Source organism: Pseudomonas sp. Irchel s3f19, from assembly GCF_900187555.1.
GTDB classification, from domain to species: Bacteria; Pseudomonadota; Gammaproteobacteria; order Pseudomonadales; family Pseudomonadaceae; genus Aquipseudomonas; species Aquipseudomonas capeferrum.
The window spans coordinates 234,223-246,418 of record NZ_FYDW01000002.1 but is presented as its reverse complement, the minus strand read 5'-3'; the positions used below and the strand labels follow the sequence as shown (position 1 = coordinate 246,418).

The 12,196-nt window shown below is 63.7% G+C and carries 14 protein-coding genes; 7 read left to right on the top strand and 7 right to left on the bottom strand.

Annotated elements, in window-relative coordinates; all coding sequences use genetic code 11:
• Window positions 1–10: 10 nt before the first annotated feature.
• Complete coding sequence (locus CKW22_RS05080) at window positions 11–373, bottom strand: hypothetical protein (protein WP_033701780.1); 363 nt, start codon at window positions 371–373, stop codon at window positions 11–13.
• Between the two features lie 338 nt (window positions 374–711).
• Here CKW22_RS05080 and CKW22_RS05070 point away from each other — a divergent pair, with 338 nt between their 5' ends.
• Window positions 712–2,778 (top strand): AsmA family protein, encoded by a 2,067-nt coding sequence (locus CKW22_RS05070; RefSeq protein ID WP_095063873.1) that lies wholly within the window; start codon window positions 712–714, stop codon window positions 2,776–2,778.
• A 115-nt stretch (window positions 2,779–2,893) separates the two neighbouring features.
• On the opposite strand, the gene CKW22_RS05065 is transcribed toward CKW22_RS05070, so the two are convergent.
• The gene (locus CKW22_RS05065; protein WP_033701778.1) at window positions 2,894–3,424 is read right to left on the bottom strand and encodes a bacterioferritin; all 531 of its coding nucleotides are present in this window, start codon (window positions 3,422–3,424) and stop codon (window positions 2,894–2,896) included.
• 48 nt (window positions 3,425–3,472) lie between these two features.
• Window positions 3,473–3,814 (bottom strand): osmotically-inducible lipoprotein OsmE, encoded by a 342-nt coding sequence (gene osmE / locus CKW22_RS05060; RefSeq protein ID WP_033701777.1) that lies wholly within the window; start codon window positions 3,812–3,814, stop codon window positions 3,473–3,475.
• A gap of 123 nt (window positions 3,815–3,937) precedes the next feature.
• Here osmE and CKW22_RS05055 point away from each other — a divergent pair, with 123 nt between their 5' ends.
• A complete protein-coding gene (locus CKW22_RS05055; protein WP_095063970.1) occupies window positions 3,938–4,828 on the top strand; it encodes a triacylglycerol lipase in 891 nt (296 codons plus the stop codon).
• On the opposite strand, the gene CKW22_RS05050 is transcribed toward CKW22_RS05055, so the two are convergent.
• The gene (locus CKW22_RS05050) at window positions 4,809–5,702 is read right to left on the bottom strand and encodes a DMT family transporter (RefSeq protein ID WP_095063872.1); all 894 of its coding nucleotides are present in this window, start codon (window positions 5,700–5,702) and stop codon (window positions 4,809–4,811) included. The two genes, CKW22_RS05055 and CKW22_RS05050, sit on opposite strands and share 20 nt — an antisense overlap.
• Window positions 5,703–5,834: 132 nt before the next feature.
• Here CKW22_RS05050 and CKW22_RS05045 point away from each other — a divergent pair, with 132 nt between their 5' ends.
• From CKW22_RS05045 to CKW22_RS05035, 3 genes are all read left to right on the top strand, one after another.
• Window positions 5,835–6,623: a helix-turn-helix transcriptional regulator gene (locus CKW22_RS05045; RefSeq protein WP_033701774.1), complete on the top strand. Its 789-nt coding sequence runs from the start codon at window positions 5,835–5,837 to the stop codon at window positions 6,621–6,623.
• 74 nt (window positions 6,624–6,697) lie between these two features.
• Window positions 6,698–6,982: a PsiF family protein gene (locus CKW22_RS05040; RefSeq protein WP_047582340.1), complete on the top strand. Its 285-nt coding sequence runs from the start codon at window positions 6,698–6,700 to the stop codon at window positions 6,980–6,982.
• A gap of 71 nt (window positions 6,983–7,053) precedes the next feature.
• Window positions 7,054–8,061: an AI-2E family transporter gene (locus CKW22_RS05035; protein ID WP_033701772.1), complete on the top strand. Its 1,008-nt coding sequence runs from the start codon at window positions 7,054–7,056 to the stop codon at window positions 8,059–8,061.
• A gap of 38 nt (window positions 8,062–8,099) precedes the next feature.
• Here CKW22_RS05035 and CKW22_RS05030 read toward each other — a convergent pair whose 3' ends face one another.
• The gene (locus CKW22_RS05030) at window positions 8,100–9,371 is read right to left on the bottom strand and encodes an Hsp70 family protein (RefSeq protein WP_033701770.1); all 1,272 of its coding nucleotides are present in this window, start codon (window positions 9,369–9,371) and stop codon (window positions 8,100–8,102) included.
• 164 nt (window positions 9,372–9,535) lie between these two features.
• Between CKW22_RS05030 and cbpA the strand changes: the two genes are divergently transcribed.
• Window positions 9,536–10,492, top strand: coding sequence for a curved DNA-binding protein (cbpA, locus tag CKW22_RS05025; protein ID WP_033701769.1), 957 nt, complete (start codon window positions 9,536–9,538; stop codon window positions 10,490–10,492).
• 2 nt (window positions 10,493–10,494) lie between these two features.
• Window positions 10,495–10,803: a chaperone modulator CbpM gene (locus CKW22_RS05020; RefSeq protein WP_033701768.1), complete on the top strand. Its 309-nt coding sequence runs from the start codon at window positions 10,495–10,497 to the stop codon at window positions 10,801–10,803.
• 122 nt (window positions 10,804–10,925) lie between these two features.
• On the opposite strand, the gene CKW22_RS05015 is transcribed toward CKW22_RS05020, so the two are convergent.
• Window positions 10,926–11,441: a GNAT family N-acetyltransferase gene (locus CKW22_RS05015; protein ID WP_033701767.1), complete on the bottom strand. Its 516-nt coding sequence runs from the start codon at window positions 11,439–11,441 to the stop codon at window positions 10,926–10,928.
• Window positions 11,442–11,472: 31 nt separating this feature from the next.
• The gene (gene urtE / locus CKW22_RS05010; RefSeq protein WP_033701766.1) at window positions 11,473–12,171 is read right to left on the bottom strand and encodes an urea ABC transporter ATP-binding subunit UrtE; all 699 of its coding nucleotides are present in this window, start codon (window positions 12,169–12,171) and stop codon (window positions 11,473–11,475) included.
• Window positions 12,172–12,196 lie beyond the last annotated feature (25 nt).

Genomic DNA, 12,196 nt, shown 5'->3' with positions numbered 1-12,196 from the left:
GCCATGGCGATCAGCTCACACGGCTGAGTTCAACCAGGCGATCCGAGCCACCTTCGGCCACTCGGCCGGAGCGTTCGATCAAGCGGTCCGAACCGCCTTCGGCTACCCGGCCAGTGCGTTCGATCAAGCGGTCCGAGCCACCTTCGGCGACGCGGCCAGTGCGTTCGATCAGGCGGTCCGAGCCACCTTCGGCGACGCGGCCAGTGCGTTCGATCAGGCGGTCCGAACCACCTTCGGTAACCGTTTTCAGGGGCTGGGCGATTTCAGCGGCGCTGGAGCGCGATTCGGCGGTCAGGTGCTGGTCAGCAGCTGGCAGGGCGAAGGCGTTGGCAGCAAGGATCGACAGGGTCAGGGTCAGCAGGTGGCGTTTCATGAGTAGTTGCTCCTCTGGGGGGCTGGAAAGTGGGTACGAAGCCAATGCTACGCCCGGTAACGCCAGAGAAAAGTTCATAAGGATAATGGTAACAATCGACAGCATTGATAGAGCTTTTTGGAGGCTCTAGCACGGTTGTTTCAACATGATTGGTGGCTTTTGGCCTTCATCTTTGCCAGGTAACGCAACGCCGTTGCCCAGACCAAATGCTGAGCAAGGCGCCAGGAAAAACTTCGTTATCATGGCGCCACCGATAAAACCCAGCGGGTTTTCATCAGTCCGAGTTAATGAGTGCCACCGGTGCCCGCTTTGTGCCATGCCGTCAGGAGAATCACGCAATGACGCGACCCGCCAGAATCCTTGTCTGGACCCTTGCCACCCTGTTGACCTTGTTGGCGATACTGGTGGTGGTAATCGCCACCTTCGACTGGAACCGCGTCAAGCCGTTGCTCAACGAGAAGGTTTCCGAGGCCCTGCACCGGCCTTTCGCAATCAATGGCAACCTTGCGGTGCAGTGGCGTACCGAGCCCGAAGAAGGCGGTTGGCGGGCGTGGGTGCCGTGGCCGCACTTCATTGCCGAGGACCTGACCCTGGGCAACCCAGACTGGCTCAAGGAACCGAAAATGGTCGCCCTCGAGCGTGTCGAGTTCCGCCTGGCGCCACTGCCACTGGTGTTCCAGCAGATCGTCATCCCCCGCATCAACCTGACCAAGCCCACCGCCAGCCTGACTCGACTGGCCGATGGCCGTGCCAACTGGACCTTCGACTTCGGCCCCAAGGATGAAAACGCAGAACCCTCGAAATGGCAGCTGGACATCGGTGCCATCGGTTTTGACCAAGGCAATGTCAGCCTTGATGACCAGACCCTGAAGACCAGCATGAAGGTACAGATCGACCCGCTGGGCAAGCCGATACCCTTCAGCGACATCGTCGGCAAGGCGCGGGCCGAGAAAACGGCGGGCGCCCAGGACTATGCCTTCGGCCTCAAGGCCCAGGGCCGCTACAAAGGGCAGCCGGTGTCCGGCACCGGCAAGATCGGTGGCCTGCTGGCGCTGCAGGACGCCAGCCAACCGTTCCCGTTGCAGGCTGACGTGCGCATCGCCGACACCCACGTGGTGCTCGCCGGCACCCTGACCGACCCGCGTAACCTGGGCGCCCTGGACCTGCGCCTGCGCCTGTCCGGCAAGAGCCTGGGCAACCTCTACCCGCTGACCGGCGTGACCCTGCCGGACACCCCGGCCTACGCCACTGATGGCCACCTCACTGCCAACCTGAATGCCGCGCAAGGTGCGACCTTCAATTACCAGGGGTTCAACGGCAAGATCGGCGACAGCGACATCCACGGCGACCTGGCCTTCGTGGCCAGCCAGCCGCGGCCCAAGCTCTCCGGCAAGCTGGTCTCCAACCAGCTGCTGTTCAAGGACCTCGCGCCGCTGATCGGTGCCGACTCCAACGCCGAGCAGAAGGCTCGCGGGGGCGCCAGCAAGCAGCCGACGGGCAAGGTATTGCCGGTCGAGGAGTTCCGCACCGAACGCTGGCGCGCCATGGACGCCGACGTCGAGTTTGCCGGCAAGCGCATCGTCCACAGCGAGCAGTTGCCGTTCAACGACCTGTCTGCCCACGTGATCCTCGAAGACGGCCTGCTGCGCTTGGAGCCGCTGCGCTTTGGCGTGGCCGGTGGCAACCTGGCCTCCAGGATCCGCCTCGATGGCCGCAGCGTACCGTTGCAGGGGCGGGCGCAGTTGACCGCGCGGGGCTTCAAGCTCAAGCAACTGTTCCCCACCTTCGCGCCGATGCAGACCAGCTTCGGCGAACTCAACGGCGATGCCGACATCACCGGCCGCGGCAACTCGGTGGCGGCGCTGCTGGGGACGGCCAATGGCGACCTGCGCATGCTGATCAACGATGGCGCGATCAGCCGCAGCCTGATGGAAATTGCCGGCCTCAACGTGGGCAACTACGTGGTTGGCAAGTTGTTCGGTGACGAGGATGTGCAGATCAACTGCGCGGCGGCCGACGTCGGGATCAAGGATGGGCTGGCGAGCACACGCCTGTTCATCTTCGATACCGAGAACGCGATCATCTACATCAACGGCACGGCGAATTTTGCCAGTGAGCAGCTGGACCTGAAGGTGACCCCGGAGTCGAAGGGGCTGCGGCTGTTCTCGCTGCGTTCGCCGCTGTATGTACGCGGGCCGTTTGCCAAGCCGAGTGCGGGTGTGCAGGCGGTGCCGCTGGCCTTGCGCGGGGCGGGGATGGTGGCCTTGGGGGTGGTTGCGGGCCCCGCGGCGGGGCTGCTGGCACTGATTGCGCCTAGCAGTGGGGACGAACCGAACCAGTGCACGCCGTTGTTGCAGCAGATGAAGGCGGGCAAGGCGCCGGCGGCGGTCAAAGGCAAGAAATAATGTAAGGGGCCGCTCTGCGACCCATTCGCGGCACAAGGCCGCTCCCACAACACCGAGCAATACTTGTGGGAGCGGCCTTGTGCCGCGAATGGGCTGCAGGGCAGCCCCCTTTCGATTACAAACCTTGCAACAGATCGGACATATCGTCTGCGTGCTCTTCTTCCTGCGCCAGGATGTCTTCGAAGATGCGCCGCGTGGTCGGGTCCTTGTCACCAATGTACTGAATGATCTCGCGGTAGCTGTCGATCGCAATCCGCTCGGCCACCAGGTCTTCCAGCACCATTTCTTTCAGGTTATTGCCCGCCACATATTGGGCATGGGAGTTCTTGGTCAGGTTGTCGGGGTTGAAGTCCGGTTCGCCGCCCAACTGCACGATCCGCTCGGCCAGCTTGTCGGCGTGCTCGGCTTCCTGGTTGGCATGCTCCAGAAACTCTTCGGCCGCCACGCTCGCCTTGATCCCGCTGGCCATGAAGTAGTGGCGCTTGTAGCGCAGCACGCAGACCAGCTCGGTGGCCAGCGACTCGTTGAGCAGGCGCAGGATCTCTTGGCGGTCGGCATGGTAGCCCTCGGTCACGGCGCCTTGCTCGACGTGCTGGCGGGCACGTTCGCGCAGGGTTTGCACATCGGTCAGTTCAACGTTGCTCATGGTTATCTCCAAAAAGATCAGGACGGGTGGTCAAGGTGTTGCGTAGGCTCACGCGCCGGGTACGGCTTCGCTGTCCTCTTCTCGTTGCTTGCAAGTCTTGAAGCCCTTGGCATCGACATGGCCGGTGGCGTCGAAGCGCACGTAGTACGCCTGTTGCTTGCCGTCGCGGTTGAGGATGTAGTCGTTGCAGGTGCCGCCGTGGGGCAGGTCGATCGCATTGGATGGGCTGCCACCAATGGCGATCACTTTCTGCATGGTCATGCCGTGCTCCACTTGCTTGACCAGCGGCTCGTCACGGTAGGTAACGTAGTCCACCGGGTTCTCCGGTCGGCTGCCGCAAGCGGCAAGTGTTGCGCTGGCCAGAAGGATTGCCAGGGTCTGTTTGTACATGGTCCCGCTCCTTGCTCAGGGTCTGTTTGGTTTGGAACCGCACGGCGCGCCAGGAGTTCGATTGCGATGGTCATCCAGGCCGCTGTAGTGTTGGCCGGTCGACCACGCAAAGGGGCAGGGGCTATGCCGCAGGAGTTGGCCACGCGATACCCACTGGTGCTGGTGCCGGGCATGCTCGGTTTCGTCCGGGTGCTGCTCTACCCCTACTGGTTCGGCATCGTGCCGGCCCTGCGCAAGGGCGGGGCGCAGGTGTTCCCCGTGCAAGTCTCGCCGTTGCACGCCAGTGAGGTGCGGGGTGAACAGTTGCTGGCGATCATCGAAGCCATCTGCCAGCGCACCGGTGCCGACAAGGTCAACCTGATTGGCCACAGCCAGGGCGCCTTGGACGCGCGCTATGCCGCGGCCAAACGGCCTGAGCGGGTGGCCTCGGTGACGTCCGTGGCGGGGCCCAACCATGGCTCGGAACTGGCCGACCACCTGCACCGTACGGCGCCGGGCGACTCGCCGCAGGGGCGTATCCTCAAGGGCGCGCTGCACTGCCTGGCGGTGCTGCTGGTGTGGCTGGAAACCGGCTGGCGCCGCGAGCCATTGCCCATCGACGTGCACGCCTCGCACCAGGCGCTGACCAGTGCCGGGGTGGCGCTGTTCAACCAGGCTTATCCACAGGGCCTGCCCGACACCTGGGGCGGCGAAGGGCCGGCAGAGGTCAACGGCGTACGCTACTACTCCTGGTCAGGCACCTTGCAGCCCGGCCTGACCGACCAGGGGCGCAACCGCTTTGACGGCAGCAACCGCTTCTGCCGCCTGTTCGCCCGCCGTTTCGTCAAGGAAAAGGGCCATTGCGATGGCATGGTCGGGCGCTTCAGCTCGCACCTGGGGCAGGTGATCGGCGACGACTACCCGCTCGACCACCTGGACATCGTCAACCAGTCGCTCGGCGCCGTGGGCAAGGGCGCCGAGCCGGTGCGCCTGTTCACCGAGCACGCCGCCCGGCTCAAGGCTGCGGGGCTGTAAGGCTGCGGCGTACGGGTGTGGTCCAGCGCTCGGCCAGGATCACCCCCAGCAGGGTCAACAGGCCGCCGACCAGGTGGTAGCTGGCCAGCTGTTCATCGAGCACACCAGCGGCGATCAGCGCGGTGACCAAGGGCAGCAGGTTGAAGAACAGCGTGGTGCGGCTTGGCCCCAGGCGGTGCACGGCCTGCATCCACACCAGCGGGGCGATCATCGAGGCCAGCACGCAGGCGTACAGCACCAGGCCGACGTTGTGGGCATTCAGGCCGGTCTTGTCCGACAGCAGGAACAGCGGCAGCAACACGACGATGGCCACCAGCACCTGCAGGTACAGCAACTGCAAGGGCGGCAGGCGCAATTGCCATTTTTTCAGCAGGAAGCTGTACAGCGCATAGGCCAGGGTGGCCACCAGCATCAGCAGGTCGCCGCTGTTCAGGCCCTGTTCCAGCAAGGCCCCGGGTTGGCCTGCGCTGACCACTTCAAGCACGCCGAAAAACGACACCAGGGCCCCGACCAGGGCGCCGAAGGTCAGGCGCTGGCCGAGCCAGGCAATCGACAGCGCCAGCGACATCAATGGCATCAGCGAGAGGATGATGCCCATGTTGGTGGCGCTGGTGATGCTGGCGGCGAAGTACGCCAGGCTCTGGTACAACGCCATGCCCAGCACGCCGAGGACGAACACCTTGCCCAGGTGCGGGCGGATGGCTGCACGGTTGCGCCACACGGCGGGCAGCAGGAAGGGGGTGAACAGCAGGCCGGCCAGCAGCCAGCGGTAGAAGCCGATCTCGGCGGGGTGGATGACACCGGCCGACAGCTTGGTGACCACGGTGTTGCCGGCCCAGATAAGGATGGCGGTGAGGGGGAACAGGTAATTCATAAAGGTGCAACTCTGGGTTAGACCAGGAATTTTGGGCTGCTGCGTAGCAGGCCCAGGTTGCCCGGCATTATCCGTTGTCTGTCCGCAAGCCTATACTTGTATCCAGACAATCCGCCCTTCAAAGCAGACAGCATGCCGCGCAAATACCTCGACATCCCTGGTTTCGACCGGCTCCCGGCGCCGGTGTACTTGCGCCACGACGAGTTCGGCGCCGATACCCACAGCGCCCCCCACCGCCACGCCTGGGGCCAGCTGAACTACGCGGCCCACGGTGTCATGCACCTGGATGTCGAAGGCCAGCGCTTCCTCTCGCCGCCGCACTACGCCGTGTGGGTGCCACCGGGCATCGAGCATGGCTGTTACAACCCCCAGGCCATCGTCTACCGCTCGCTCTACCTGGACCGCAGCTTGTGCACCGGGTTGCCGCAGCAGCCGTGCAGCCTGGTCATCAGCGACATCCTCAAGGCCATCCTCGGCGACTTCGCCCGGCGTGACCTGAACGTGGCGCAGGACGAACGCGACCAGCGCCTGGTGCAGGTGCTGCTCGACCAGTTGCTGCTGGCGCCGACCCAGACCTGCTACTTGCCCTTCGCCCGCAGCGAGGGCCTGGGCCAGGTGCTCGATGGCTTGAGCCGTGCCCCGGGCGACAATCGCCCGCTGGCCGATTGGGCGCGGCAGGTGCATGTCAGCGAACGTACCCTGGCCCGCCAGTTCATCCGCGAACTGGGCATCGGTTTTGGCGAGTGGCGCCTGCGCCTGCGCTTTCTGCGTGCCATCGAGATGCTGGAGGCAGGCTTGCCGATCCAGGCCATTGCCTTCGACCTCGGCTACAGCAGCGCCTCGGCCTTCATCGCCATGTTCCAGCGCCAGGCCAATTGCACACCGGAGCAGTACCGGCGTCAGGCGCGGGCTGGCGGCTGAAATGAGTGTAAAAAATCTTGTCTACACTCAGTGGCACCACCGTGCATCGGGCGCGGAGACAAGGAGACCACTCCATGAAGCTGCTGCAAATGCCATTGCTGGTGTTGGCTGTATTGTTCAGCGCACAGGGGTTCGCCGCCACTGCGCAACAGGAAAAGATGACCTCGTGCAACGCCGACGCCAGCGCCAAGGCGCTCAAGGGCGATGAACGCAAGGCGTTCATGAGCAACTGCCTGAAGAAGAGCGTACCTGCAACCCAGCAGGAAAAGATGAAGACCTGCAACGCCGACGCCAGCACCAAGGCACTCAAGGGTGACGAGCGCAAGGCGTACATGAGCGACTGCCTGAAGAAGAAATGACCTGCGCCTATGCCTGTAGGGCGAAGGCTGGCAGACTGCGGGTCTTTTCCGTTGTCTGCCCCTGAGGCTGTATGACCTTCACCCCCCGCCAGATCACCCTGGCCAGTTGGATCATCGTGTTTGCCGGCCTGTTGCTGGCGCTGCCCCTGAAGTTGCTGCCGAGCCTGCTTGCCGGTTTGCTGGTGTTCGAACTGGTCAACATGCTGACGCCGCGGTTGCAGCCACTGATCGCCGGGCAGCGCGCCCGCTGGCTGGCCGTGGCCCTGCTCGGCACGTTGGTGGTCATTACTCTGACCCTGCTGATTGCCGGCGCATTCAGCTTCCTGCTGCACGAGGCGGAGAACCCCGGGGCTTCGCTGGACAAGTTCATGGCCTTGGTCGAGCGGGCCCGTGGGCAACTGCCGCCGTTCATCGAAGGCTACCTGCCGGCCAGTGCCGCCGAGTTCAAGGTGGCCATCGGCGACTGGCTCAAAAGCCACCTGGGCGAGCTGCAACTGGTAGGCAAGGGCATGGCGCACATGTTCGTCACCTTGCTGATCGGCATGATCCTCGGCGCCATCGTGGCCTTGCAGCGTATCCCCGACATTTCTCGGCGCAAACCGTTGGCCGCAGCCTTGTTCGAACGCTTGAGCCTGCTGGTGCAGGCGTTTCGCAACATTGTCTTCGCGCAGATCAAGATTTCGCTGCTCAACACCACCTTCACCGGCATCTTCCTGGCCGTGGTGCTGCCGATGTTCGGGGTGCATCTGCCGCTGACCAAGACGCTGATCGTGCTGACCTTCCTGCTTGGGCTGCTGCCGGTGATCGGCAACCTGATGTCCAACACCCTGATCACCATCGTCGGGTTGTCATTGTCGATCTGGGTGGCGATGGCGGCGTTGGGGTATCTGATCGTCATCCACAAGGTCGAGTACTTCCTCAACGCGCGGATCGTGGGTGGGCAGATCAGTGCCAAGTCGTGGGAACTGCTGCTGGCGATGCTGGTGTTCGAGGCGGCATTCGGCTTGCCGGGGGTGGTGGCGGGGCCGATCTACTATGCGTATCTGAAGAGCGAGCTGAAGCGAGTGGAACTGGTTTGAGCTGAGATCTTGGGGCCGCTTTGCGGCCCCAAGATCGTTCAGATAACGCCGTAGCGTTTGCGTGCCTCGATCGCCAACCCGCTGCCAATGCTGCCAAAGATGTTGCCTTCCACATGCCGTGCATTGGGCAACATCGCCGCCACGCTGTTACGCAGCGCCGGAATCCCGCTGGACCCCCCGGTAAAGAACACCGTATCCACTTGCCCTTCGCTCACACCGGCCTTGTTCAGCAGCTCGCTGACACTGCCGCGCACGCGCTCCAGCAGGCTATCGATCGCTTCTTCGAACACCGCACGGGTCAGCTCGGCGGTCAGCTCAGGCTCGACACGGCGCAGGTCGATGCGGCGGCTGTCCTGTTCGGTCAGCTCGATCTTGCTGGCTTCCACTTCCATCGCCAGCCAGTGGCCGGCGCGCTGTTCGATCAGCTGGAACAGGCGGTCGATACCGAGGGTGTCCTCGATGTCGTAACGCATGTTGCCCAGGGCCAGCTGCGACTTCTGCGAGTACAAGGCGTTGATGGTGTGCCAGGTGGCCAGGTTGAGGTGGTAGCTGGTCGGCATCAACGCACCGCTCTTCATCCGGCTGCCATAGCCGAACAACGGCATCACGCCCTGCAGGCTCAGCTGCTTGTCGAAATCGGTACCGCCGATGTGCACGCCACCGGTGGCGAGGATATCGCTTTGGCGTTCGGCCACCAGGTGGCGCTCGGGCGACAGGCGGATCAGGGTAAAGTCGGAGGTACCCCCGCCGATATCGACGATCAGTACCAGCTCTTCACGGCTGATGCTCGACTCGTAGTCGAAGGCTGCGGCAATCGGTTCGTACTGGAACGACACGTCCTTGAAGCCGATCTTGCGCGCCACGTCGGCCAGGGTGTCTTCGGCTTCCTGGTCGGCGGCCGGGTCTTCATCGACGAAGAACACCGGGCGGCCCAGCACGACCTGGTCGAAGCTGCGCTCGGCGGCGGTTTCGGCGCGCTTTTTCAGTTCGCCGATGAACATGCCCAGCAAGTCCTTGAACGGCAAGGCGCTGCCCAGCACGCTGGTGTCGTGCTTGATCAGCTTGGAGCCGAGCAGGCTCTTGAGCGAGCGCATCAGGCGGCCTTCGTAGCCTTCCAGGTACTCGTGCAGCGCCAGGCGGCCATACACCGGGCGACGCTCCTCGATGTTGAAGAAGACCACCGAAGGCAAGGTGATCTTGCCGTCTTCCAAGGCAATCAGCGACTCAAGGCCAGGGCGGTGCCAGCCGACCGTGGAGTTGGAGGTGCCAAAGTCGATGCCAAGGGCACGGGCCGGGGATACGTCAGACATGGGAAAAAGGTTTCCGGAGGCAAAACGGCCGCGCAGTTTATGCCAGTTGGCAACAGAATCAAGACCAGTCGTCTGCCATACAGCAATCCCAAGCGGCCCTTGAAAGGCTATGCTTGACCCCTATCTTCAGTGGCAACACGCAAATTCACATTGGTGATCCATAAATGGACTTCAAAGACTATTACAAGATACTTGGCGTAGAGCCCACGGCGGACGAAAAGGCGATCAAGGCCGCCTACCGCAAGCTGGCACGCAAGTATCACCCCGATGTCAGCAAGGAGCGCGACGCCGAGGACAAGTTCAAAGAGGCCAACGAGGCCTATGAAGTGCTCGGTGACGCGCAGAAACGTGCCGAATTCGACGAAATCCGCAAGTACGGTGGCCAACATGGCCGGCCGTTCCAGGCGCCGCCGGGCTGGGAAAACCGCGGCGGTGGTGCGGGCGGTGGTTTCGAAGGCGGTGACTTCTCCGACTTCTTCAGCTCGATTTTTGGCGCGCGGGGGGGCAACCCCTTTGGCGGCGCCCGGCAACAGCGCAGCGCAGGCAGGCGAGGGCAGGACGTGGAGTTGGAACTGGCGGTATTCCTTGAAGAGACCCTGAGCAAGGAGTCCAAGCAGATCAGCTTCCAGGTGCCGCAGACCAATGCCGCCGGGCAGCGCACCGGGTTCACCACCAAGACCCTGAACGTCAAGATCCCCGCCGGGGTGACCGACGGCGAGCGCATTCGCCTCAAGGGCCAGGGGGCGCCGGGCAGTGGCGGCGGGCCCAACGGCGACCTGTTCCTGACCATCCGCATGGCACCGCACCCGCTGTTCGATGTCGAAGGCCATGACCTGATAATCACCGTGCCACTGGCACCGTGGGAGGCGGCACTGGGCGCCAAGGTGGCGGTGCCGACCCTGGACGGCAAGATCAACCTGACCATCCGTCCCGACAGCCAGAGCGGCCAGCGCCTGCGCGTACCGGGCAAGGGCCTGGCCAACAAGCAGGGCGAGCGCGGCAACCTCTATGCGCAGCTCAAGGTGGTCATGCCGACTGCATCCGACGAGTCGACCCGTGAACTGTGGGCCAAGCTTTCCGAGAAGGCCGCGTTCAACCCGAGGGCACAATGGAGTAAGTGATCATGAGCAGCACCCTGATCGTTCAACTGGACATGCGCACCCTCTGCCAGGAAGCCGACATTACGGCGGACTACGTGATCGAAATAGTCGAGCACGGCATCGTCGAACCCTCTGGGCGAACGCCTGAGGACTGGTTGTTCGACGATCAGGCGCCGCTTTTGGCCAAGCGCGCGGCGAAGCTGCACCAGGAGTTGGAACTGGAGTGGGAAGGCGTGGCGCTGGCGCTGGAGCTGTTGCAGGAAGTGCAGCAGCTGCGCAGTGAGAACAACATGCTGAAACAGCGCTTGGGCAGGTTCACCCAACTGGGATGAGGCCAGTGCGGGCCCCTTCGCGGGGCAAGCCCGCTCCCACAGTTACAGCACAATCAAGGACTGTGAGGTCCCTGTGGGAGCGGGCTTGCCCCGCGAAGGGGCCTGCACCGGCACCCTCACGTTCAGGCCGGCTCAGCCCCCGGGTTCAGCATCAGCTGCATGAACGTCAGGTCCAGCCAGCGGCCGAACTTCACCCCCACCTGCGGCATCTGCCCGGTCACCACGAACCCCAGCCGCTCATGCAGGCGTACCGACGCCGCGTTGCCGCTTTCGATGGCCGCCACCATCACGTGCTTGCCGCAACCCCGCGCGCGTTCCACCAATGCGCCCATCAACAGCGGCCCCAGGCCCTTGCCGCGCTGGTCGCCGCGGATGTACACCGAATGCTCCACGGTATTGCGAAAGCCCTCGAACGGCCGCCAGTCGCCAAACGACGCATAACCCAGCACGCCGCTCTCATCCACCGCCACCAGAATCGGGTAGCCCTGCTGCGCACGGGCCTCGAACCAGGCCTGGCGGTTGCCCAGGTCGACGGGTGTTTCGTTCCAGATCGCCGTGGTGTTGCGCACGGCGTCGTTGTAGATGTCGAGGATGCCCGGCACATCGGCGGGCAAGGCGTCGCGGATTTCGTGGCTCATTGCAGCGTCTCACAAGGTCGATGGGCGCAGATTAAATGGTTACTAGCCCGCGTACACCTTCTGCCTGCATGTTATCCCCACGCCCACGCTGAATGATCTCGCCGCGGGCCATCACCAGGTACTGGTCGGCCAGTTCTTCGGCGAAGTCGTAGAACTGCTCCACCAGCAGGATGGCCATGTCGCCACGTTGGGCCAGGCGCCGGATGACCGCGCCGATTTCCTTGATCACCGAAGGCTGGATACCTTCGGTGGGCTCGTCGAGTATCAACAGGCGCGGGCGGCTGGCCAAGGCGCGGCCAATGGCCAACTGCTGTTGCTGGCCGCCGGACAGGTCGCCGCCGCGGCGCTGTTTCATCTGTTCCAGTACCGGGAACAGTTCGTAGATGAAGGCGGGCACTTCACGGGCCTCGCGGGCGGGGAAGCGCGACAGGCCCATCAACAGGTTCTCCTCCACGGTCAGCCGCGCGAAGATTTCGCGGCCTTGGGGCACGTAGGCGATACCGGCCTGCACCCGTTGCTGGGGCTTGAGCATGGTGATCGGCTTGCCTTCCCATTCGACGCTGCCTTCGCGGGCTGCGACCAGGCCCATCAGGCAGCGCAGCAGGGTGGTCTTGCCCACGCCGTTGCGGCCCAGCAGGCACGTGACCTCGCCGACCTTGGCCTCGAAGGACAGGCCGCGCAGGATGTGGCTGCCGCCGTAGTATTGGTGCAGTGTGTCGATTTTCAGCATGTCATGTCCTGGAAGTTTGTGCGCT